At 70.2% G+C, this 21,244-nt stretch carries 19 protein-coding genes and 1 tRNA gene; 16 read left to right on the plus strand and 4 right to left on the minus strand.

Annotated features, from left to right (window positions below; genetic code table 11):
- Positions 1-15: 15 nt before the first annotated feature.
- Positions 16-3,465: a type II/IV secretion system ATPase subunit gene (locus tag ACQE3L_RS00425; RefSeq protein ID WP_426961837.1), complete on the minus strand. Its 3,450-nt coding sequence runs from the start codon at positions 3,463-3,465 to the stop codon at positions 16-18.
- Positions 3,466-3,690: 225 nt separating this feature from the next.
- On the opposite strand from ACQE3L_RS00425, the gene ACQE3L_RS00430 reads away from it, so the two are divergent.
- On the plus strand, positions 3,691-4,395 hold the full coding sequence (locus tag ACQE3L_RS00430) for a DUF1405 domain-containing protein (RefSeq protein ID WP_426961838.1): 705 nt from the start codon (positions 3,691-3,693) through the stop codon (positions 4,393-4,395).
- Here the strand turns inward: ACQE3L_RS00430 and ACQE3L_RS00435 are convergent.
- Positions 4,388-5,299, minus strand: coding sequence for a hypothetical protein (locus ACQE3L_RS00435; RefSeq protein WP_426961839.1), 912 nt, complete (start codon positions 5,297-5,299; stop codon positions 4,388-4,390). The genes ACQE3L_RS00430 and ACQE3L_RS00435 overlap by 8 nt on opposite strands.
- 128 nt (positions 5,300-5,427) lie before the next feature.
- Between ACQE3L_RS00435 and ACQE3L_RS00440 the strand changes: the two genes are divergently transcribed.
- The 4 genes from ACQE3L_RS00440 to ACQE3L_RS00455 all read left to right on the plus strand — a co-directional run bounded on the left by ACQE3L_RS00440 (position 5,428) and on the right by ACQE3L_RS00455 (position 9,464).
- Positions 5,428-5,853 (plus strand): hypothetical protein, encoded by a 426-nt coding sequence (locus ACQE3L_RS00440; RefSeq protein ID WP_426961840.1) that lies wholly within the window; start codon positions 5,428-5,430, stop codon positions 5,851-5,853.
- Between the two features lie 116 nt (positions 5,854-5,969).
- Positions 5,970-6,638, plus strand: coding sequence for a hypothetical protein (locus tag ACQE3L_RS00445; RefSeq protein ID WP_426961841.1), 669 nt, complete (start codon positions 5,970-5,972; stop codon positions 6,636-6,638).
- Positions 6,635-7,858 carry a DnaJ domain-containing protein gene (locus ACQE3L_RS00450; RefSeq protein ID WP_426961842.1) on the plus strand — a complete coding sequence of 408 codons (1,224 nt, stop codon included), beginning with the start codon at positions 6,635-6,637 and terminating at the stop codon, positions 7,856-7,858. Before ACQE3L_RS00445 ends, ACQE3L_RS00450 begins: the two co-directional genes overlap by 4 nt.
- Before the next feature lie 49 nt (positions 7,859-7,907).
- Positions 7,908-9,464, plus strand: a complete 1,557-nt coding sequence (locus tag ACQE3L_RS00455; RefSeq protein ID WP_426961843.1) for an Hsp70 family protein — start codon at positions 7,908-7,910, stop codon at positions 9,462-9,464.
- A 44-nt stretch (positions 9,465-9,508) separates the two neighbouring features.
- On the opposite strand, the gene ACQE3L_RS00460 is transcribed toward ACQE3L_RS00455, so the two are convergent.
- Positions 9,509-9,581, minus strand: a tRNA-Arg gene (locus ACQE3L_RS00460).
- Positions 9,582-9,650: 69 nt separating this feature from the next.
- Positions 9,651-9,938 carry a Sec-independent protein translocase subunit TatA/TatB gene (locus ACQE3L_RS00465; RefSeq protein WP_426961844.1) on the minus strand — a complete coding sequence of 96 codons (288 nt, stop codon included), beginning with the start codon at positions 9,936-9,938 and terminating at the stop codon, positions 9,651-9,653.
- Between the two features lie 179 nt (positions 9,939-10,117).
- On the opposite strand from ACQE3L_RS00465, the gene ACQE3L_RS00470 reads away from it, so the two are divergent.
- The 11 genes from ACQE3L_RS00470 (at position 10,118) to ACQE3L_RS00520 (ending at position 21,223) form a co-directional block, all read left to right on the plus strand.
- Entirely contained in the window at positions 10,118-10,978 is an 861-nt protein-coding gene (locus tag ACQE3L_RS00470) for an FAD-binding protein (protein ID WP_426961845.1), read from the plus strand.
- A gap of 78 nt (positions 10,979-11,056) precedes the next feature.
- On the plus strand, positions 11,057-12,226 hold the full coding sequence (gene coaBC, locus ACQE3L_RS00475) for a bifunctional phosphopantothenoylcysteine decarboxylase/phosphopantothenate--cysteine ligase CoaBC (protein ID WP_426961846.1): 1,170 nt from the start codon (positions 11,057-11,059) through the stop codon (positions 12,224-12,226).
- Between the two features lie 155 nt (positions 12,227-12,381).
- Positions 12,382-13,503 (plus strand): monovalent cation/H+ antiporter subunit E, encoded by a 1,122-nt coding sequence (locus ACQE3L_RS00480; protein ID WP_426961847.1) that lies wholly within the window; start codon positions 12,382-12,384, stop codon positions 13,501-13,503.
- Positions 13,500-13,805 (plus strand): cation:proton antiporter, encoded by a 306-nt coding sequence (locus ACQE3L_RS00485; protein ID WP_426961848.1) that lies wholly within the window; start codon positions 13,500-13,502, stop codon positions 13,803-13,805. Before ACQE3L_RS00480 ends, ACQE3L_RS00485 begins: the two co-directional genes overlap by 4 nt.
- Positions 13,805-14,131, plus strand: coding sequence for a monovalent cation/H(+) antiporter subunit G (gene mnhG / locus ACQE3L_RS00490; protein ID WP_426961849.1), 327 nt, complete (start codon positions 13,805-13,807; stop codon positions 14,129-14,131). The genes ACQE3L_RS00485 and mnhG overlap by 1 nt, the downstream gene beginning before the upstream one ends.
- Positions 14,128-14,703, plus strand: coding sequence for a DUF4040 domain-containing protein (locus ACQE3L_RS00495; protein ID WP_426961850.1), 576 nt, complete (start codon positions 14,128-14,130; stop codon positions 14,701-14,703). The genes mnhG and ACQE3L_RS00495 overlap by 4 nt, the downstream gene beginning before the upstream one ends.
- Positions 14,700-15,311, plus strand: coding sequence for an MnhB domain-containing protein (locus ACQE3L_RS00500; protein WP_426961851.1), 612 nt, complete (start codon positions 14,700-14,702; stop codon positions 15,309-15,311). Before ACQE3L_RS00495 ends, ACQE3L_RS00500 begins: the two co-directional genes overlap by 4 nt.
- The gene (locus tag ACQE3L_RS00505; RefSeq protein WP_426961852.1) at positions 15,308-15,832 is read left to right on the plus strand and encodes a cation:proton antiporter subunit C; all 525 of its coding nucleotides are present in this window, start codon (positions 15,308-15,310) and stop codon (positions 15,830-15,832) included. Before ACQE3L_RS00500 ends, ACQE3L_RS00505 begins: the two co-directional genes overlap by 4 nt.
- Positions 15,829-17,442, plus strand: a complete 1,614-nt coding sequence (locus ACQE3L_RS00510) for a proton-conducting transporter transmembrane domain-containing protein (RefSeq protein WP_426961853.1) — start codon at positions 15,829-15,831, stop codon at positions 17,440-17,442. The genes ACQE3L_RS00505 and ACQE3L_RS00510 overlap by 4 nt, the downstream gene beginning before the upstream one ends.
- Positions 17,439-19,451 carry a cation:proton antiporter gene (locus tag ACQE3L_RS00515; RefSeq protein ID WP_426961854.1) on the plus strand — a complete coding sequence of 671 codons (2,013 nt, stop codon included), beginning with the start codon at positions 17,439-17,441 and terminating at the stop codon, positions 19,449-19,451. The genes ACQE3L_RS00510 and ACQE3L_RS00515 overlap by 4 nt, the downstream gene beginning before the upstream one ends.
- Positions 19,451-21,223, plus strand: coding sequence for a Na(+)/H(+) antiporter subunit D (locus tag ACQE3L_RS00520; protein ID WP_426961855.1), 1,773 nt, complete (start codon positions 19,451-19,453; stop codon positions 21,221-21,223). Before ACQE3L_RS00515 ends, ACQE3L_RS00520 begins: the two co-directional genes overlap by 1 nt.
- Positions 21,224-21,244 lie beyond the last annotated feature (21 nt).

The raw sequence follows: 21,244 nt of genomic DNA on the forward strand, positions 1-21,244 counted from the left end.
TCGGACCCGACACGGTCAGTCCTCCTCGTCCTCGACCGCGCCGAAGCCCCACTCGTCTATCTCCGCCTCGTCGTCCTCGTCGGCGTCCGGGGTCCCGTCGCCTTCGTCTGCGTCGGGGGTCTCATCGTCCTCGTCGACGTCCGCGGTCTCATCGTCCTCGTCGACGTCCGCGGCCTCGTCGCCCGCGCCGGCGTTCGGCAGGTCCTCGTCGCTCCCCGGCGCGTCCCCACCGCCGCCGTCGTCGGACGCCCCGGACCCGGCCGACCCGTCGGCGGCCGAATCCCCCTCGTCGCCGCCTTCTCCGGCGCTCCACTCGGGCGGGTCGATGCCGGCTTCGTCGGTCCCGTTCGCGCCGTCGCCGGCATCGGTCCCGTCCGTCCCGTCGTCGACCGTCTCCGGGTCGCCGAGGATCATCGGCTCGTCCGGCACCGCCGGGCCGTCGTCCCCCAGCACGGTCGGCGAGTCGTCCCCGTCGCTCGCGTCGAAGCGTATGCCCCCGGTGTCCGCGTCGAACGGGTCCGAGCCGCCGGGATCCGCGCCGCCGTTTCCGGCGCCGTCGTCGCCCGCGTCGTCGCCGCCCACGTCGTCGCCGCCCGACCCGACGGCGTCCCCCGCGTCCGCCCCCGGGCTACCGTCCACCGCACCGTCACCGAGCGCGTCGTCCTCCTCGTCCCCCGGCCCGCTCGGATCGACGGCCGGTTCGCCGTCATCGGGAGCGTCCTCGTCGGGGTCACTCTCGTCGGAAGCACTTTCGTCGGTGGGGTCCTCGCCCGGCGCGTCGAGCGCCGGCGCCTCGTCGTCGCCCGCCTCGACCGAGGCCGCCTCGTCGGTCGCCCCCTCCAGGGCGGGCCGTTCGCCCTCGGTGACGGACGCCTCCACGTCCGCGGCCGGCGTCACCTCGAGCAGCGCGTCCGCGACCGAGTCCGGCATCTCGCCGCGGTACTCCTCGAACAGCTCCTCGGCCTTCTCGAGGATCCGGCGGGCCTCCTCGCGCCCCTCCTCGTCGGGGTTCGGTCGCGGGACCATCTCCTCCTTCTCCGGGTCCACGTCGATGAGGACCGACTCCATCTCGCGGAGGTCCTCCAGCGACCGCTCGAGCCCCTCGTTGGCCATCAGCGCGAGGATCGTCTCCGGGTCGTTGATGAACGCCTGGAACGTCGCCGCGACCTGCGAGTAGGTGTTGAGCCCGCGGTCGATCAGGTACGCCAGCACGACCTGGCGCTTGAACAGCTCGTCCTCCAGTTTCCCCTGGGTCCACCCGCGGTCGAACTTGATCTCCTCGAGGGTGTTGGAGTCGCCCATCTGGAGGAACTCGTCCGTCTCCGCCTGCCACTGGTAGACGTCCTGGACGTTGATCTCGTCGTTCTCGGCGTCGTAGTGGTTGATCTCGGTGAGCGACTTGTTCCGGCGCACCTTGTGCCCCTCGACGCGCGTCGACGCCTGGATGGAGACCAGATCCAGCGCCGTGAACATCGTCTTCGAGACGTTGATCGGCTCGGTCGTGAACCGCTTGAGCACCTCGCCGACGGAGTCGGCGTGGAACGTGGTGTAGGTCGTGTGCCCCGTGGACATGACCTGGAACGCAGTGCGCCCCTCCTCGCCGCGGATCTCGCCCATCACGATGTAGTCCGGGCGCTGACGCAGCGCGGCCTCCAGCAGGTCGAACTCGTCCACGTCGCCCTTGTCGTCGTCCGAGAAGGAGGGCCGCGTGACCGAGGCGATCCAGTTGCGCTGCGGGAGCTCGACCTCGCGGGTGTCCTCGATGGAGACGATCTTGGAGTTGGAGGGGATGAACAGCGACACAGCGTTCAGGCTCGTGGTCTTCCCGGACGCCGTCCCGCCCGCGAAGATCAGGCTCTTGTGGTTCTCGATGCAGAGCCAGAGGAACGCCATCTCGTCGAGCGAGAACGTCTTCCAGTTGATCAGGTCGATCGGCGTGAACGGCACGTCCTTGAACTGCCGGATCGTGTAGTTGGTCCCGTGGTCGGAGACCTCCTTGCCCAGCGTGAGCTGCGCACGGGAGCCGTCCGGGAGGGTGGCGTCGACCTGCGGCCGGCGCTTCGAGATCCCCTTGCCGGAGCGCTGGGCCAGCTTCACCACGAAGTCGTCCAGCTCGTCGCGGTCGTGGTAGATGTTCGAGATGATCTGCTCGTAGTCGGAGTGGTAGACGAAGACCGGGGAGTCGTACCCGTCACAGGAGATGTCCTCCACGTTGATGTCGTACTTTATCGGGTCGATCCGCTCGTAACCGATGAAGTCCCGCTTCAGGAAGTAGAGCAGCTTCTCGACCTGATACTCCGTGAGCGTCGCCGCGTCCTCCGCGAGCACCGCGGGCTCCGGGCGCGCCGCGATCCCGCGGATCTCCCCGTCGTCCTCCTCGGGGGGCGCGTAGCCGAGCGACTGAGCGATCCGGCCCGCGATGCCCTCGGTCGGTTCGAAGCCGAACCGGTCCGCGAGGTCGCTGACGAACCCGCCGCCGTCCGACTCGCGGCTGTAGAGGTCGTACCGGTCCAGAAGCGAGTAGGTCTCCTCGGAGATCACCCGCTTGCGGTGTTCCTCGTCGCCGCCCGCGACCGACTCGTCGGAGTACTTGATCGAGGTGCGAAGCTTGCCGGTGAGGTACTCCTGGAGGTCCGCCTCGATCTCCGTGAGGTACGGCTGGACGGCGTAGTACTTCTTCTCGTTCTCCTTCGTGGAGTGGAAGATGATCACGAACGAGTAGGGCTTGTTCACCCAGTAGCGCTCGATCTCGCGGAAGTGGGACTTCTTCGACATCGGCACCGCCCGCTCGAGGTCGTAGCGGTTCGTGAGCGTCGTCGCGCCCGACTCGGTCGAGAAGAACGCGTCCTCGTTCAGCTCCTCGTTCACGTCGACGGTCCGCTCGTCCTCCAGCTCCAGCGTCTCCTCGGCCGCCTGCGCGCCCGCGGCGAGCGCGTTCTCGATCCGGTCGGGGTCGAACCCGAGCGCCTCGCCGCGGTCGAACGGCTCCTCGTTGCCCTCCTCGTCGGTGGGCGGGTTCCCCTCCTCGTCGTAGAAGTACTCCTTCTTGTAATCCTCCCACGCGTAGTAGCCCTTGATGACCGGCGTCCGGTCGAGGGGGTGTTGGGCTGCACAGAGCTCGCGGAGCGACTCGCCGACCGCGTCCGCGGCCCGGAGCCGCCGGGGGAGTTCGTCGGGGTGGAACCCCAGGAACTCCGCGGGGTCGACCCCCGCCCGCTCCCAGTCCTCGGCGGTCAGCTCCTCGGTCGCGTCCGCCTCGCCCCAGCGGTCGCTGCCCGGTGCCGCGTCGAACCGCTCATAGAGGGCGTCCGCGGCGGCCTCGTGGCCGTGCTCGCGGAGGAAGTCGTCCCACGTGTACTCGCCCACCCGCGCGCCGACGGACGCCGACAGCGGCTCCGTCGCCGACCCCGACGCCGCGGTCTCCCCCTCCAGCTCCGGCGTCGCGGCGTCGTCCTCGGTTGCCATTGTCCATGGAACTCCGTCCCCGGGCAAAAACCCTTCCACCGTTTCCCGTCAGTACCCCAACCGTTTCCGGTCGGGGTTCCGGCTTCGATCCCGGTTCCGTCTCCCGATCCGTGGGGTACTGCTCCGATCCGGTCGGCGGCGGTCGGGGCACACCGTTATCAGTCCTGAGAGGCACGCGCCGCGCGGACGCGGGGCCTTTTTCGCCCGCCGGTCCGATGCCCGCACGTGACACGTCTCGCCGCGATCAGGGACCGGCTCGCCCCGCTTCGGGAGCCCGCGGTGCGCCGCCGCGTCCGCGACGCGTTCGCCGAGGTGCTGCTGGGCGACGCGCGCAGCCTCGCCGCCGTCGTCGGCTTCACCGCGTTCATGTTCCTCGTCGGCGTGCGGTACTACGTCTCGACGATGCCGGGCGTTCCGACGGCGCTATGGCCGCTCTACGCCGACTCCGCGACCGCGGTCGCGCTGGCGACGCTCGCGCTCGTGACGCTGTTCCCCCTGCTCGCGCTCGACCGGGCGGTGACGGACCCCCCCGCGAGCCGCCCGCTTGCGTACCTGCACACGCTCGCGTTCGTCTGGCTCGTCAAGTACGGACTCTGGCCGCTCGTCTCGCTGAACCTCGCGGTCGGGACCTACCTCGCCGCGCCGGACGCGCTGGTCTACTACTGGGGGGTGCTCGGGACGCACCTGCTTTTCGTCGGCCTGGCGCTTCTCCTGCCCGCGGTCGGTCGCACGACCCGCGGCGCGCTGGCGCTGGCGCTGGCGCTCTCGCTCGCCAACGACCTGCTCGACTACGGGTTCGGCTACCACCCGCCGCTGCAGTACGAGCCCGGCCTCGTCCTGCCGGCGGCGACCGTCGCCCTGAGCCTGTTCGCGACGTGGGTCGCGTCGCGGTCGTTCCGCCGGCTGGACGCGGCCAGCCGCGTCAGATGATGTTGAAGTACCAGAGCGCCGCCACGACCACGCCGATACCGACCACCGCGAACGGCAGGACCTTTCTGGTCGTGCTCTTCGGGTACGAGCGGGCGCGCGGTTCCCCGTCGACGTGGTAGACCGTGTACTCGTCGCCGTCGTACTCGTAATCGAGGATCGAGACGGGGACCTCCCGGATCTCCGTCTCGTTCCGGATCTCGTCGTCCGCGGGCGCGTTCTTCTCGGTGGTGATCTTCTGCCCCTCGGCGTCCTCCACGTACTTGTCCGGGGTGCGGTCGGTCTCGACCTCGACCGTCTCGGTCGGGTCGTACGTGCGCCGGACGAAGTCCATCTTGTACGTCTCCCCCGTGCCGTCACAGGTCCCGCAGGTCGTGCTTCCGTTGCCGCTACAGGAGTCGCAGACGACGGTCCCGCTCCCGCCACATTTCGAGCAGGTCGCGGACTGGTCGCTGTTCGTCCCGCTTCCGTTACACCGTCCACAGCGGTTCGCGCCGCTCCCGTCGCAGTTGGTACATCGGTTCCGCCCGTTCCCGTCGCAGTTGGTACAGACGTCGACGCGCTCGGACTCCGGGATCGGGAAGTCCAGTTCCAGCGACTCGAACTCGTCCGGAACGAACGAGTCCCGGTCCGCCGCGTGGACGTCCATGAACTCGCTTTGCACGTCGGTCCGCTGCGCCTCGTTCGGGGCCAGTTCGATGAACCGGTCCTCGTCGTCGACCGCGAGCGTGCGGTGGATCCGCTTCGTGCACTCGACGCCTTCCAGGTTCGTCGGCTCCGCCTCGTCGACGAGGTCGTTCACCACGCCCCAGTTCCCGTCCGCGTACTGCTCCAGGATCTCCGTCTCGGCACCCTCGATGAACCCGTCGTCACCGCCCACGTCTTGGTCGTCCCCAGTAGTTGCCATGGTAGCCAACTTGTGTGGATAGATTATATATAAGTTCGGGCTGACAATTCCACGGCCGTCCGTTCTCTCTTGCGGCATCGATATCACCCATAATAACATTTATACCGCCTATCATACACCAAGATGACATGCCAACTGAGCCGCGTGTTCCGGGAACGCACGTGCCGTACTGGATGGTCATCGCTTTCGTTCCGATCGCCAGCCTCGTCGCGCTCCTCGTGTACTTCGTCCTCTACGCGGCGATGGGCGGGGTCGAGTCGGGGTCCGGGGGGCCGGTGGAGACCTACATCCTCTGGTCGATCGCCGGGATCGGCGTCGCGTTCGCCGCGGTCGTCTACGCCGACATCCGGTACGTTCGGCAGGCCAGCCGCTGGACGCCGCAGACGTTGCGGTGGGTCATGGCGGCGCTCGTCTCGCCGTTCTTCATCTACTTCGGTCCGTTCCCGGTCGCCATCTACTACCTTCGGAAGCGCCGGGCGGCGCTGGGCGTCCCCGAGGAGGCGTGGGTCACCGTCGTGCAGGAACGCATCCGGGACCTGGAGATGCCCAACTGATGTCGGCGCGTTTCTCACTCGTTCCGACGGGGCCGACGGAGGCGACCGAGGCGCCGGCGGCGACGCGGGCAAAGACGCCGACCGAGTCGTGCGACGACCGGGAGGGGTGGTAACCGATGGAGCCACAAGCGGACGACGACATGATGTACATCTGCTCGGAGGACGGGCTCGCCCTGACGGGGCGTGAACTCCGCGAGCGGGCCCAGCAGGGCGAGCGCATCTCCCCCATGGAGTCCGCCGGCCGCGTCCTCCACGCCTGGGACGTCACCGACGACTCGGGCGAGCCGGTGTCCCGGGAGTACGTCACCACCGCGGGGTTCCTGGTCAGCGACGAGGAGGTGCTCACGAACTCGCAGGCGTTCGCCGAGACGTACGTCGTGCCGACGATCCTCGACCCGGACGAGATACGGCAGGCGGCCGCGGACGCGGCGGAGGAGCGCTCGCACGGCGGGCTGAAGAAGCGACACTCCGACGACGCGATGGACTACCTCACGGAGAACGCGGACGCGCTCTCCGAGGCCATGTTCGAGTTCCAGACGTATCTCTCGACGCTGTTCGTCGGAACCTGGGAGAACGCGCACCCGTACCTCGTCGGCCGCGACCACGTCTACCTCCTCCCGATCAAGGGACAGGACGCGGTCGGCGACGTCCGCGACGAGTTCGTGAACTTCGTCACGGGCTACGACGACATCGACCGGCGGAAGGCGCTCGTGCTCTGGGAGGCGGCGGACCCGTTCCTGCAGGTCAACATCGACCTCTACCTCGACGGTGAACAGGTCGCATGACGGAGACCTACTACGACGTCCTCGGGGTCGACGACGACGCGGACGAGGAGGAGATCGAGTCCGCCTACCGGAGCCTGATCCACGAGTGGCACCCCGACGTCAGCGACCACCCGGACGCGCGGGAGCGGTTCCTCCTGATCAAGGAGGCCCGCGAGGTGCTCACCGACGACGCCGAGCGGAAGCGGTACGACCGGGTGGGCCACGCGGAGTACACCGGCGACGGGAGCGCGACCGGGAGCCGGGGGAGCGCGGACGCCGAGCGTGAGGAGTCGGGTCGCTCCGGGACCGGCGGGGACGAAGACCGGGGCCGGACCGACCGCGAAGGCCGCGACGACCGGACCGGAGCGGACCGGAGCGGCGGCACGGACCGCGACCGCTCGCGGCAGGAGCGCTCGACGGCCGACGAGTACCGGCAGCGCCACCAGCGCACCCGAGGTCGACAGGGCCGGTCGCGGAACGACCACCGCTCCGGCGGCCGCCGGTCGGGAACGGCCGACTCGGGTGGCTCCGGCGCCGATTCCGCCGGCGGAACGAGCTCGGGCGGGTCGACCGCCGAGACGGGGACCCGCGGCTCGTCCGCCGAGGCGAGTTCGGGCGGGTCGACCGCCGAGACGAGCACCGCCTCCGCCCGCGGGAACCCCGGATGGGGGCAGCCGTCCGCGACCGGGAGCCCCCTGAACCCCGACGTGGAACTGCTGAAGTACCCGGCGTTGCTGGTCTACTGGTGGCTCGCGTCCGTCGTGAGTCCGATCCTGCTCACGGCCGCGCTGCTCCCGGTCTACTACCAGTACCGGCGGATGAAGTACACGGACCGCATCCTCCGCGAGGGGACCTCGCCGGAGGGGTGGGAGACGGTCGTCCGTCGCCTCGCGGTCGGCATCGGGGTGGTCGTCGCGGGCACCGTCGTGCTCGGCCTCGAGATCGGGGGCGCGACGGGAGAGGGACTCTCCGTCGTGGCGATCCTGATCGGGCTGTTCCTCTGTCTCCGGTACTTCAAGGAGACGCTCGTGCGCGACTGGTTCAACGCGGAGGGGACGAGCCAGCCGGTCGCGTGGGACGCCGCCTCGCGCGTGACGATCATCGCGCTCCCCCTCCTGAGCGAGGCCAGCATCGGCAACGTGGGCGAGGTCGTGTTGCTCTTCGTCCCGCCGGTGGTCGCGACGGGGTACCTCCTCGCGACCGACCGCCGGTCGGACGTCCGCGCGGCGATCGGCCTGTAGCGGCCGCCCGCCGAAGGAGCTTTATCTTGGCTTGCGAACACATCGCCACATGGATCGTGGCATCACCGTCGGTATCGACCTGGGAACGACGAACAGCGTGCTCGCCGCGCCGGTCGGAGGGTCACCGGAGGTCGTCGAGAACGCCGCCGGAGACAGAAAAACCCCGTCGGTGGTCGCGTTCGACGGCGAGGACGTTCTCGTCGGCCGCGAGGCGGACAACCAGGCGGTCCGGAACCCGGACCACACGATCTACTCGATCAAAGGCGAGATGGGGAACCGCGAGTACGAACACCGGACGCCGAGCGGCGACTCCCTCTCCCCCGAGGAGATCTCGGCGCTCATCCTGACGAAACTGAAGGAGGACGCGGAGGAGAAGCTGGGCCACCGGATCGACAGCGCCGTCATCACCGTGCCGGCGTACTTCGGGAACCGACAGCGGGAGGCGACGAAACGGGCCGGGACGATCGCCGGGCTGGACGTGAAGCGCATCATCAACGAGCCCACGGCGGCGTGCCTCGCCTACGGGCTGGACAGTTCGCGGGACGCGGAGGTTCTCGTGTACGACCTGGGGGGCGGGACCTTCGACGTCTCGCTCGTCTCCATCTCCGACGGCGTGATCGAGGTCGTCGCGACGCACGGCGACACCCAGCTCGGCGGGGACGACTGGGACGGCTGCCTCGTCGACGTGATCCTCGACCGCGTCGAGCGGGACACCGGCGTCGTTCCGGAGGACCCGGAGGCCATGGAGCGCATCTGGCAGGCGGCCAAGGAGGCGAAACACGACCTCTCCGCCGCCCGGACCGCGACCGTGTCGCTCCCGTTCCTCTTCGAGACGGCCGACGGGGCCTACGACTTGGAGATGCGGATCGACCGCGACACCTTCGTCGACGCCACGGCACACCTCACCGACGCGACGATCGACATCTGCTACGAGCTGTTCGACCGGACCGACGCGACCGTCGACGACGTGGACGACGTGCTGCTCGTCGGGGGATCGACGCGAAACCCCCACATCGCGGCGGCGGTCGAGGACGCGCTCGGCCACACTCCCTCGAAGCGGATCGACACGGACGTGGCGGTCGCGCTCGGCGCCGCGACGCAGGCCGGCATCCTCTCGCAGTCGGCGCTCCCGAGCGGCGACCCGGGCGAGCTGGTCCCGGCGGACGAGGCCGACGGCGTCGACGACGTGGTCCTGCTGGACGTCACGCCGAAGACGCTCGGCGTGCGCGCGCAACTGGACGGCCGCGAGAACCAGCTCAGTCGGCTCATCCCGAAGAACACCTCGATCCCGGCGACGGTGACGAACGAGTACTACACCGTCGAGGACAACCAGGAGGTCGTCACCGTCGAGGTGTATCAGGGCGAGAGCCAGGTCGCCACGGAGAACGAGCTCCTCGACTCCTTCTCGCTGCGGGGGATCCCGCCGGCTCCGGCGGGCCAACAGAAGGTCGAGGTCACCTTCGAGCTGGACGAAAACGGGATCCTCGACGTCTCCGCGCGCAACCCGGACTCCGGCGTCGCGGCGGAGGTGACGATCGACTCCGAGTTCGGCGTGAACCAGGGGGAACTCGACCGGATGCGTCGGCGGCTCCCCGAAGTGAAGTGACGCTCCCCGGCCGTCGAGGCGCCGACGCGCTCGCGGTCGGCGGACGGGCGCGGCGGGATTCGAACCCGCGGTCTAGAGGTTAGGAACCTCTCGCCCTGTCCACTAGGCCACGCGCCCACGGCTCTCGGCGTGGTCGGTCCGAAAGCGGTCCGAAAGCGGTCCGAAAACGGCCCGAAAATCGGCGGGTTACTCGTTCTTCTCGGTCGCTTCCTCGGTCTCCTCGTCGGCCTCGTCCGCGCCGGACACGGCGCCCGCGTCGGAGTCAGCACCCTCCTCGAGGTCGTCGCCCTGCATCTCCTGTAGCTCCTCCTCGACTTCCTCGCGGCCCTTCTTGAACTCGCCCATCGCCTGCCCCGTCGAGCGGGCGAGCTTGGGGATCTTGTTGGCGCCGAACAGGAGCACCAGCACGAGCAGAATGATGAGCAGCTCCGGTCCACCGGGGATCGGGCCGATCAGGGGAATCGTACCTACCATCTCTGTCTCCGAGTAGCCTTGTGGTGATTATAGGCTTTTTGCCTCAGTCGGTCCGGTAATTACACGGTTCTGGGCGCCTGAGGAGGCGTTTTTGCGGCGACGGACGCGATCGGTCTCTTCGGAGCCGGTTCTCGCGCCGGATCGACCCTGCTAAATCCCCGCGTCCGCGAGGCCCCCGCATGAGCGAACTCCCGACGCTTGAGGGCACCTACGAGGTGCTCGTGGTCGGCGGCGGCGTCGCCGGGCTCTCGGCCGCGACGTTCACCGCCCGCGCCAGCCTGGACACCGTCGTCGTGAACGCCGGCGAGCCGATCCTCGCCCGCAACGCCCACGTGGAGAACCTGCCGGGCTTCCCGGCCGGCGTCAACCCGCGGCTGTTCCTCGACATGCAGCGCTCCGGGGCGACCAGGAACGGCGCGGACCTGCGCGACGGCCGCGTCGTGCGACTGCGCCGGGCGGCCGACGCCGGGATCGACGCGGGGTCGGACGCGCGGTTCGTCGCGACGGTCGAGCGCGGGTCGGACGGGGGCGACGCGGACGGCGCGGGCGACGCGAGCGACGCCACCCCGGAGCGGTACGCGCTCGCGGCCGAGCGCGTCGTCGCCGCCTCGTGGTCGGACGCGAGCTACCTCGACCCGCTGGAGGCGGACACCCGCGACGCCGGCTCGAAGACCTACCTCGAGGACGACGGCGACGGACGGACCACCGTCGAGGGGCTCTACGCCGCGGGTCGGCTCGCGGAGCGGTACCACCAGGCGGTCGTCGCCGCGGGCGACGGCGCGCGCACGGCGATCACGCTGATCCACGACACCGAGGTCCCCTTCTACCACGACTGGGTGACGCCGGAGGGCTACTTCACCGACCGCGGCCGCGACGTGCCGCCGGGGTGTGAGGAGATCTCCGAGACGGAGCGGCGCGCGCGCGAGCGGGAGTCGATGGCGGCGATGCGGGAGTACTTCGCGGAGCCCCACGACTCGCGCCAGCGGACGCACCCGAGCCTCGTCGACGACGAGTCGGGGCGGCTGCCCGAGAACGACTGAGCGCCGGCGCTGCCGAGGGGCGACGCGAGCGCCCCGCTTCGTGAGGCTATTTACGACCCCCGCCCGAACCGGCGGGCAATGCTTCAGGGGGTCAACGTCGCGCTGGGCGTCTCGGGCAGCATCGCGGCGGTGAAGGTGGTCGAGCTCGCACACGAGTTGCGCCGGCACGGCGCCGCGGTGCGCGCGGTGATGACCCCGGCCGCGACGGACATCGTCGGCCCGTGGGCGGTCCAATTCGCGACCGACGCGCCGGTCGTCACCGAGATCACCGGCGCGGTCGAGCACGTCGAGCTGTGCGGCCGCGACGGCTGGGCGGACGTGCTCCTGCTCGCGCCCGCGACCGCCAACACCGCCGGGAAAGTCGCGGCCGCGGTCGACGACACGCCCGTCACCACCTGCGCGACGACCGCGCTCGGCGCGGACGTACCGGTGGTGATGGCGCCCGCGATGCACGAACCGATGTACGACCACCCCGGCGTGGCGGAGGCGCTCGACCGGCTCGCGGCGTGGGGGGTGACGTTCGCCGATCCGCGGATCGAGGAGGGGAAGGCGAAGATCGCCGCCGAGGAGACGGTGCTCACGGAGGTCGCCCGCGCGGTCACGCCCGACGTGCTGGCGGGCAAACGGGTCGTCGTCACCGCCGGCGCGACGAGCGAGCGCATCGACCCCATCAGGGTCCTCACGAACCGCGCGTCCGGTAAGACCGGCCGCGAGGTGGCCCGGGCCTGCTACGTCCGCGGCGCGGACGTGACGCTCGTGCAGGACGGCCCCGACGTGGGATACGCGGACGTAATCGAGGTCGAGACCGCGGACGAGATGATCGAGGCGGCGACCGCGGCCGCCGACACGGCCGACGCGCTGGTCTCGGCGGCCGCCATCTCCGATTTCACCGCCGACGCGGTCGGCGAGAAGATCCGGTCCGGGTCGCCGCTCTCGCTGGACCTGGAGCCGACGCCGAAGCTGATAGACACCGTGCGGGAGGCCCATCCCGACCTCCCGATCGTCGGGTTCAAGGCCGAGACCTCCGGCGACGACGCGGCGATGGTCGCGGAGGCGGAACGGATCCGCGACCGCGTCGGCCTGGCGTTCGTCGTCGCCAACGACGCGAGCGTGATGGGCGAAGACGAGTCCCGCGTCCTGCTGGTCGGCGCCGAGGGGACCGATCCGGAGGAGGTCGTCGGCCCCAAACACGCGGTCGGCGGACGCGTGGCCGACCGGCTCGCGACCGTGCTGGCGCCGGACGCGTAGCCCTCGGCGACGCGGAGGACGCCGGGACCGGGCCGCGAACTCCGGCAGACGCCACGAGGATAAGAACTGTTTTGGGTGGTCCGACCGACGGCTTCGGTGAGAACCACGAATGTCGACCCGAACAGTCTCACGCAGCGACGGCGGGGGTGACCCCGGTGGGTGACGGCATCGTCGTCCCGGTCGAGGAGACGGCGACGCTGCGGGCCACCGTGGGCTACGCCGCCGCGGAGGCGGCCGAGGCGGACGCCGACGCGCTCCACTTCGTCTACCTCGCCGCCTGGCGCGACGACGACCCCCACGTCGAACAGCTGCGGCAGGACGCGACGGACCTGCTCGAACAGGTCGCGGTCTGGGCGGAGTACGACCTCGAGGACGCCGACGCGCTCGACGTGCGCGTCGAGACCGCGACGCTGGGGACCGACGCCTACCTGTTCGGCCCTGGCCAGTACGCGGCGCGCCTCCACGACTACGCGGACGCGAACGGGCTCGGGACGGTGCTTCTGGACCCCGAGTACACGCCGGTCGGCAACACGGCGCTCCTCCAGCCCATGGAGTTCGAGCTCTCCTCGACCGGCCTGGTGGTCCGCGAGGCGCCCGTCGACCGCCCCTCCCGGCGCGAGCGGCTCGTCTCCGAGTTGACCGGGCTGCGGTTCGGGGCCGTCTTCGTCGTCTCCCTGCTGTTTTATCTCGTGTTGGGCGATCCGACCTATCCCTTCGACGTCGTGACCGGCGTCGCGAGCGCCGCCGTCGTCGCGATCACGCTCTCGCAGGTGACGCTGGACCACGACCCGACCGCGGAGACGCCGAAGCGGCTCGTCCGCGGTGCGGTGTACGTCCCGGTGTTGCTGTGGGAGATCCTCAAATCGAACGTGGTGGTCGCGCGCGTCATCCTCTCGCCGTCGCTGCCCATCGAGCCGACGACGACCCGGATGCGCGTGCTGGTCGGTTCGGGGCTCCCGCTCACGACGCTGGCGAACTCCATCACCCTGACGCCGGGGACGCTCACCGTCCGCGCCAGCGACGAGGACCTGATCGTCCACACCCTGATCCCGTGGGCCCGAGAGGGCCTCTTCGAGGGGAGCCTGGAGCGCTGGACGCGGCTGATCTTCTACGGTCGCGAGGCGGCCAGACTGCCGACGCCGGAGGAGCGCGGCGACTGCGACGTGCTGCAGGGGCCGGACGCGACCGCCGACCTCCCGTTCGCCGAGACCGACGGCGGGAAGCGGGTCGAGGACTCGGCCGCGGCGGAGCGCAAAAGCGAGGTGACCGACGAATGACCGTCGCCGACACCGTCGTCGCCGGCGGGCTCACGGTCGGGGACTTCCTGTTGTACGCCGCGGCCGGATTCGTCGTGCTCGCGCTCGGGATGACCTACCGGGCGGTCAAGGGGCCGACGATGCAGGACCGCGTGCTCGCGGTGAACGTCCTCGGCACCAACACGGTCGTCATCCTCGCGCTGCTCGGCGCGGGGCTGGGCGAACCGACGTTCCTCGACATCGCCATCGTCTACGCGCTGTTGAACTTCCTGATGGCCATCGCCATCTCGAAGTTCACCGTCGAGCGCGGGGGGGTGCTCTGATGGACCCGCTCGTCGCGCTGCGGGTCGGGGCCATCGTGGTCTGCGTCCTGCTCGGCCTCTTTTTCACGTTCGTCTCCATGACGGGCGTGATCCGGCTGCCCGACGTGTACGCGCGGGCCCACACCGCCTCGCAGGCGGACACGCTCGGCGCGGGGTTCACGCTCGCCGCCGTCGCGCTGACGGTCGGCTGGGCGGGGTCGGGCTTCAAGTCCGTCCTCCTGCTGTTCTTCATCTTCGTGACGAACCCGACCGCGGCGCACGCCATCGCGCGGGCCGCCTTCGAGGACGGAAACGTGCCGTGGACCGAGGGGGACGAGCGCCGATGAGCGCGCTGCTTTCGGCCGCGCCGGTCCCGCTCGCGGTCTCGCCGGTCGAGGTCTCGCTTTTCGCCTTCGTGATCCTCACCGCCGTCGTGACCGCGCTGGCCCGGGACGTGCTCTCGTCGATCATCGTCTTCGGGGCGTACAGCCTCGGGATGGCGGCGCTGTACACGTTCTACCGCGCGCCGGACGTGGCGATGACCGAGGCGGCCATCTCCGCGGGCGTCACGACCGTCCTGCTCCTGCTGACCATCGCCAAGACGAGCCGGATCGACCACGAGGAGGCGTTCGAGTCGGTCCACTGGCCCGCGGTCGGGGCGGTCGGCCTGCTGGGCGCCGCGATGGCGAGCACCCTCGCGGAGTTCCCAGCGGTCGGCGACACGGACTCGCCGGTCTGGTCGAACCCGGACGTGACCCAGTACTACCTCGCGAACGCCTACGCCGAGACCGGCGTGGAGAACGCCGTGATGTCGGTGCTGGCCTCCTACCGCGGGTTCGACACCTTCGGCGAGGCGGTCGTCGTGTTCGCGGCGGGCATCGTCACGATGTTGGTCCTCCGACGGGAGGTGTTCGCGTGAGCCGAGACGACCCGGCCGCGGACGACGACGCGGCCGCGGAAAACGATTCGAACGCGGCGGACGAACCGGACAGAGCCGAGCGTTCGACCGGATACCGCGGCTTCGGCACCGAGTACTCGGGCCACGAGGAGCGCCCGCACCTCTCCGCAGTCGAGCGGCAGGGGACCCCCTACACCGAGAGCCAGGTGATCATGACCACGGTGAAGGCGGTCGCCCCGTTCGTGTTCACTTACGGGCTGTTCATCACGTTCCACGGCGGCGGCTCGCCCGGCGGCGGCTTCCAGGGCGGCGCCATCGTGGCCGCGGTCGTGCTGATGATCGCCTTCGCCTTCGGTATCGACTCCACCCGGGAGTGGCTCTCGAACTCGGTCCTCGTCGGCCTCGCGGTCGGCGGCGTGCTCGTGTTCGCGGGCATCGGGCTTGTCGGTCTCGCGGGCGGCGGCACGTTCCTCGACTACTCGTTCCTCCCCATCCCCGAGCCGATGAAGTACGGGATGGAGGGGGTCGAGATCCTCGGCATCGCGCCCATCGTCGCCAGCGTGCTGATCGGGCTGTTCTTCCTGCTGGCGGCGGGGTTCGACGGCGACGAGACGGAGGTATCCGAATGAGTACCCACCCACTACTGATCGACGTTCTCGCGACGCGGACCGCGTACGCGGCGTTCGTCGCGCTGCTGTGTACCGGGATCTACATGATGATCGCCAACGAACACCTCGTGAAGAAGATCATCGGCCTGAACCTGTTCCAGACCGCGATCTTCCTGTTCTACATCGCCTCGGCGTACGTCGACGGCGGCGCGATCCCGATCCTGTCGTCCGGCGAGGCGGCCGAGGGGCTGTACGTCAGCCCGCTCCCGCACGTCATCGTGCTGACCGCCATCGTCGTCGGCGTCAGCCTGACCGCGGTCGCGCTGGCGCTGTGTATCCGGATCTACGACGAGTACGGCACGCTCAACGTGAACGCCCTCCGCGACGTGATGCGCGAGGAGGGGACGCTCCCCACCGGCGAGACGGAGCGGCTGCGCGGCGCAGACGCGGCCGCGGATACGGACGACCAGGCGTCGACCCCGTCAACGGGGACCAGCGGCACGGACGCCGCCGGGGGATCCGAGGGAGGTGAGACCGCGTGAGCGACGTCCTCCTCCCGCTGCTGGTCGCGGTGCCGATAATCGCGGCCACGCTCCCGCTGCTGGTCGGACTGGTCCGCGAGGACGCGGGCTGGCCGATCGCGGCGGTCACGACGCTCTCGGTGCTGGGGATGGCGCTGGCGGTCGCCCGCGAGGTGTTCGCCGGCGACCGGCTCGTCCACGCGCTCGGCGGCTGGCAGCGCCCGTACGGCATCGAACTGGTCGCGGACGAGCTGTCGGCGGCGGTCGCGGTGCTCGTCGCGCTCGTCGCGGTTCTGACGCTCGTCTTCGCGCGCGTGGCCGGCCCGCGCGGCAACCCCTTCTACGCCGGCTACCTGCTTTTGACCGGCGGGCTGCTCGGGCTCTCGCTCACCGGCGACCTGTTCAACATGTTCGTCTTCCTCGAGATCGTCGGGCTGACGACCTACGGACTGATCGCCGCCGACCGCTCGGCCGCGAGCGCGTACGCCTCGCTGAAGTACCTCTTCCTGGGGACGGTCGGCGCCTCGCTGTACCTGATCGGCGTCGGCTACGTCTTCCTGGCGACGGGGTCGCTCAACATGATCGACCTGCAGGGGGCCATCGCCTCGGTGGGCTACGCGGACCCCCTGGTCCGCGCGGGCTACGCCTTCATCGTCGCGGGGCTGGCGCTGAAGATCGCGCTGTTCCCGGTCCACTCGTGGCAGCCGGACGCCTACCAGCGCGCGCCGGACGCGGTGACGGCGCTGGTCGCGGCGCTCGTCTCCACGACCGCGGCGTACGCGCTGATCCGGATCACCTACACCGTGTTCACGGTGGAGTTCCTCGCCGCCAACGAGGCGATCACGACCGGGCTGTTGCTGGTCGCGTCGGTCTCCATCGTCGCCGGGTCGGCGCTGGCGGCGATGCAGTCGGACCTCAAGCGCATGCTCGCGTACTCCTCCGTGGCCCAGTTCGGCATCGTCGTCGCCGCGGTCGCGCTGGCCAACGAGACGGCGCTTCTGGGCGCCATCGTCCACCTGCTCGGGCACGGCCTGATGAAGTTCGGGCTGTTCCTCGCCGCTGGACTGCTGGGGCTGGGCTACGGCGCCCGGACCGTGAGCGACCTCGCGAGCCTCGCGGAGCGCGCGCCGTTCACGGCCGGCGCGTACGCCGTGCTCGGGCTCTCGCTCGTCGGCATCCCGCCGTCGGTCGGCTTCCTCGGCAAGTGGTACGTCGCGCTCGGCGCGGTCGAGGGTGCCGGCGGGCCGGGCGCAGTCGCCGGACCCACCGACGCCGCGGGCTACGTCGTCGTCGGGGCCATCTTCCTGAGCACGCTGTTCACGCTGGCGTACGTCGCGCGCCTGCTCGAGGCGCTCTACTTCGCGGGGGCCGGCGACGCGGGCGAACCGGAGCCCCGGCCGGCTGACCGGGCCGATCGCCCGGAGACCGCATCGACCGCGGCGGACGGCGGCCGCGAGCGCCCGCTCGCTCCGCTCTCCGACGCGCCGCGCGCGCCCGGCGTTCCCGACCGGGTGCCGCCGGCGAGCCTGCTGGTGCTCGTCGCCGTGACGCTCGGGGTCGTCGCGCTCGGCTTCGCCGGGTTCGCGGCCGCCGAGGCGTTCGAGCCGTTCCTCGGGAGGGTGTTCGCATGAGCGAAATAGTCGATCTCAGACCGCTTCTGGCCGTGCTGGTGTCGTTCGTCGCGTCGGGGTTCATCGTCGCGTCGTACCGCCGTCCGAACCTCCGCGAGGGGTGGACGGTGCTCGCTGCGGTCGCGAAGTTCGCGGCCGTCGCCTCCATGCTGCCGGGCGTGCTGGCGGGGACGACCTACGTCTCCCACCTCGGCGACTTCCTGCCGTACGTGACGTTCACGCTGCGCGCCGACGCGCTCGGGATGCTGTTCGCGTTCCTCGCGTCGGGGCTGTGGATCGTTACGTCCTTCTACAGCATCGGCTACATGCGCGGCAACGACGAGACGAACCAGACGCGGTACTTCGCCGCGTTCGCGGTGTCGTTATCGGCGACGATGGGCATCGCCTTCGCCGGCAACCTCGTCACCATCTTCGTCTTCTACGAGCTGCTGTCGATCGCGACGTACCCGCTGGTCGCGCACGACGAGACGCCCGAGGCGCGCTCGGCCGGGCGGAAGTACCTCGCGTACACGATGTTCGGCGGCGGCGTGCTGGTGCTCGCGGGTACCGTCGTGGTCTACTGGCTCACCGGCCTCGTCGGCGAGCCGACCGTCTCCTTCAGCGAGGGCGGGATCGAGGCGCTCGCGACCGCCGCGAGCACCGACCCGCTCATGGCGAAGATCGCGTTCGTGCTGCTGGCGGTCGGGTTCGGCGTGAAGGCCGGCCTGATGCCGCTCCACCAGTGGCTCCCCGAGGCGATGGTGGCGCCGACCCCCGTCTCCGGGCTGCTCCACGCGGTCGCGGTCGTCAAGTCCGGCGCCTTCGGCGTCTCGCGGCTGGTGCTGGACGTGTTCGGTCCCGAACTGGTCTTCGACCTCGGGGTGGGGCTGTGGCTCTCGGCGGCGGCCGCGTTCACGCTGACGGCCGCGAGCCTCATCGCGCTCCGGAAGGACCACCTCAAACAGCGGCTCGCCTACTCGACGGTGAGCCAGCTCAGCTACATCCTGCTGGGGCTCGGGCTGTTCGGCTGGCACGGGCTCGTCGGCGGGCTGCTCCACATCCCCGCCCACGCGTTCATGAAGCTCACCCTGTTCTTCTGTGCGGGCTGTCTCCACGTCGAGACGCACACGGACTACATCTCGGAGATGGCCGGCATCGGCAAGCGCATGCCGCTGACGATGACCGCGTTCACGGTCGCGGCCGCGGGGATGGCCGGCATCCCGCTCCTGGCCGGCTTCGTGAGCAAGTACTACATGCTGATCGGCGGGGTGCAGATGGGGGCGACGCTGACGCCCGTCGCCTACTGGTTCGTCGGCGCGCTGCTGCTCTCGGGCGTGCTCAACATCGCGTACTTCTGGCCGGTCGTCTACACCGCCTTCTTCGAGGCGGAGGACGACCACGACGCGAAGCCGCTGGTCGACTTCCCGTTCGGCGGCGAGCGGAAATCCTCGCTCCCGGTGACGGACGGCGGCCGCGAGCCGGAGGAGAGCGATGAGGGAGAAGAGACAGAAACGGCCGCGGCCGACGACGCGCCCGACATCCCCGACGCGGACGCCGACGACGCGGACCTCCCGGACGACCTGAACGTCGACGAGGACGGCGTCGTCCGCCCGGACTTCGACACGAGCGAACGGGACTTCTCGGAGCCCGCCGAGCGCGTCGACACCGGGAACTACGCGGTCGATCAGAAGCCCTCCGACACGGACGTGCCGTTCGGAGTGGGTGTCGAGGCCGCGGACGAAGCGAGCGGTGAGAAAACCGGTGACGAGACGCGCGAAGTCCACGACGCGGACGCGTCGCACGACGACCACGGCCACGACGACCACGGCCACCACGGCGGCCCGCCGGCCGGCGGCTGGGACCGGATCCGGGGCCTCGACGCGGTCCTCGGCCGCGAGTCGACGTGGTTCATGCTCGCGCCGATCCTGACCGCGATGACGCTCGCGGTGCTGCTCGGGGTGATCCCGACGCGGATGGGCTTCCTCGAGCTGATCGAGCTCATCGTCGAGACTCGGGGGGTGATGCCCTGATGTTCGAGGCGGTTCCGCCGTTCGCGGTGCTGGCGGTCGCGGCCGCGCTGGTGGTGCTGCTGCCGCGCGGCGTCGGGCACCTGCTGGGCGCGTCGGCGACGGCGTTCGTGTTCGCGCAGGCGCTGCTGATCGGCGACGGCGCCCACCTCGCGACGACGTTCCTCGGCTTCGACGCCGTCTTCCTCCACGTCGACGACTTCTCCCGGCTGATGGGCGTCGTCGTCGGCTTCCTCGCGACCGCGGCGGTCGCGTACGCCTACGGCAGCGACGCGCCGCGGTGGACGACCGGGCTCGCGTTAGCGTACGTCGGCTCCACCGTGGGGACGATCTACGCCGGCGACTGGCTCACCCTGATCTTCTGGTGGGAGCTGATGGCCGTCACCTCGACGCTGCTGGTCTGGCACTACGGCGGCGAGGCGGTCCGGGCCGGCTACCGTTACGCGCTGGTCCACGGCATCGGCGGGACGCTGCTGCTCGGCGCGGTCGCCGTCCACGGCGCGTCGATGCTCGGCACCGTACCGCTCGACGCCATCTTCCTGTTCTCGGAGACGGACGGGATCCACCCGGCCGCGACGACGCTGGCCGCGCTCGGCATCGGGATCAACTGCGGGTTCGTCTTCCTGCACACGTGGCTGCCGGACACCTACCCGCGACCGCACGTCGCGGCGTCGGTGTTCCTCTCGGTGTTCACGACCAAGACCGCGGTGTACGTGATGTACCGCGCGTTCCCCGAGGGCGGGATGTGGCTGGCGTACCTCGGCGGGATCATGGCCGTCTACGGCGCGTTCTTCGCGCTGCTCCAGTACGACCCCCGCCGGCTGCTCTCGTACCACATTCAGGCCCAGGTCGGCTACATGCTCGCGGGCATCGGGCTGGCGACGTACGTCGGCGAGTTCGCGGTCACGGGCGGCTTCGCCCACCTGTTCAACAACGTGCTCTACAAGAGCCTGCTGTTCATGGCGGTCGGCGCGGTCGTCTACCGCACCGGCCTGCAGGACATCAGGGAGATGGGCGGGCTCTGGAGGGAGATGCCGCTGACGTTCCTGTTGTACGTCGCCGGCGCGGCCTCCATTACGGCCGTCCCCGGCTTCAACGGCTTCATCTCGAAGGGGATGGTGATCGACTCCGCCCACGAGGTCCACAACGTCGAGCTGCTGTTCGGCGAGGGGCTGCTCTGGTGGCTGCTCATCCTCGGCGGCGTCGGGACGTTCATGTCGTTCATCAAGCTCGGCTACTACGTCTTCTTCCACGGCGAGGCGACGAGCAGTCCGCGGGACGCGACCGCGTTCCAGACCGTGGGGATGGCGCTTGCGGCCGGCGCCTGCCTCTTCTTCGGCGTCTTCTACTACCAGCTGATCGAGCTGATGCCGTTCACGGAGCTGATCTTGAGCGAGGACGTCTACTTCAAGCCGTACAGCGCGAGCCACCTGACCGAGTCGGCGTGGCTGCTGACGGCCGGCTTCGTTGGCTTCTTCGCGCTGAAGGGACCGCTGGGCACGCTCTCGCACTACATGCGCGACGTGGACGCGGTGCTGTTCCCGGCGGCGTTCTACGCCGGCCGCGGCGCGGTCTGGGGCGTCACCGAGGTGTGGGCGGTCGTCGACCGGGTCACGATGGGGGTCGCCGGCGCGGTGATGTGGGCCGCGACCCACCCGCGAACCGCCGCCCGCCGCGTCGGCGTCGACGCGGAGATCAGGACGGGGATCGGCCGCGGCGTGATGATCCTCACGCTCGCGGCCGCCGCGGCGCTGGTCGTGCTGCTGTACGGCTGATCCCCGTCGGCCCGCGCCCGG

Source organism: Haloparvum alkalitolerans (assembly GCF_050122995.1).
Taxonomy (GTDB): Archaea; Halobacteriota; Halobacteria; order Halobacteriales; family Haloferacaceae; genus Haloparvum; species Haloparvum alkalitolerans.

Excerpts from the sequence above, each read along its gene's own strand:
- ACQE3L_RS00425 (WP_426961837.1), bottom strand. The coding sequence starts at position 3,465 with ATGGCAACCGAGGACGACGCCGCGACGCCGGAGCTGGAGGGGGAGACC.
- ACQE3L_RS00435 (WP_426961839.1), bottom strand. The coding sequence starts at position 5,299 with ATGGCAACTACTGGGGACGACCAAGACGTGGGCGGTGACGACGGGTTC.
- ACQE3L_RS00440 (WP_426961840.1), top strand. The coding sequence starts at position 5,428 with ATGCCAACTGAGCCGCGTGTTCCGGGAACGCACGTGCCGTACTGGATG.
- ACQE3L_RS00445 (WP_426961841.1), top strand. The coding sequence starts at position 5,970 with ATGGAGCCACAAGCGGACGACGACATGATGTACATCTGCTCGGAGGAC.
- ACQE3L_RS00450 (WP_426961842.1), top strand. The coding sequence starts at position 6,635 with ATGACGGAGACCTACTACGACGTCCTCGGGGTCGACGACGACGCGGAC.
- ACQE3L_RS00455 (WP_426961843.1), top strand. The coding sequence starts at position 7,908 with ATGGATCGTGGCATCACCGTCGGTATCGACCTGGGAACGACGAACAGC.
- ACQE3L_RS00465 (WP_426961844.1), bottom strand. The coding sequence starts at position 9,938 with ATGGTAGGTACGATTCCCCTGATCGGCCCGATCCCCGGTGGACCGGAG.
- ACQE3L_RS00470 (WP_426961845.1), top strand. The coding sequence starts at position 10,118 with ATGAGCGAACTCCCGACGCTTGAGGGCACCTACGAGGTGCTCGTGGTC.
- coaBC (WP_426961846.1), top strand. The coding sequence starts at position 11,057 with ATGCTTCAGGGGGTCAACGTCGCGCTGGGCGTCTCGGGCAGCATCGCG.
- ACQE3L_RS00485 (WP_426961848.1), top strand. The coding sequence starts at position 13,500 with ATGACCGTCGCCGACACCGTCGTCGCCGGCGGGCTCACGGTCGGGGAC.
- mnhG (WP_426961849.1), top strand. The coding sequence starts at position 13,805 with ATGGACCCGCTCGTCGCGCTGCGGGTCGGGGCCATCGTGGTCTGCGTC.
- ACQE3L_RS00495 (WP_426961850.1), top strand. The coding sequence starts at position 14,128 with ATGAGCGCGCTGCTTTCGGCCGCGCCGGTCCCGCTCGCGGTCTCGCCG.
- ACQE3L_RS00505 (WP_426961852.1), top strand. The coding sequence starts at position 15,308 with ATGAGTACCCACCCACTACTGATCGACGTTCTCGCGACGCGGACCGCG.
- ACQE3L_RS00515 (WP_426961854.1), top strand. The coding sequence starts at position 17,439 with ATGAGCGAAATAGTCGATCTCAGACCGCTTCTGGCCGTGCTGGTGTCG.
- ACQE3L_RS00520 (WP_426961855.1), top strand. The coding sequence starts at position 19,451 with ATGTTCGAGGCGGTTCCGCCGTTCGCGGTGCTGGCGGTCGCGGCCGCG.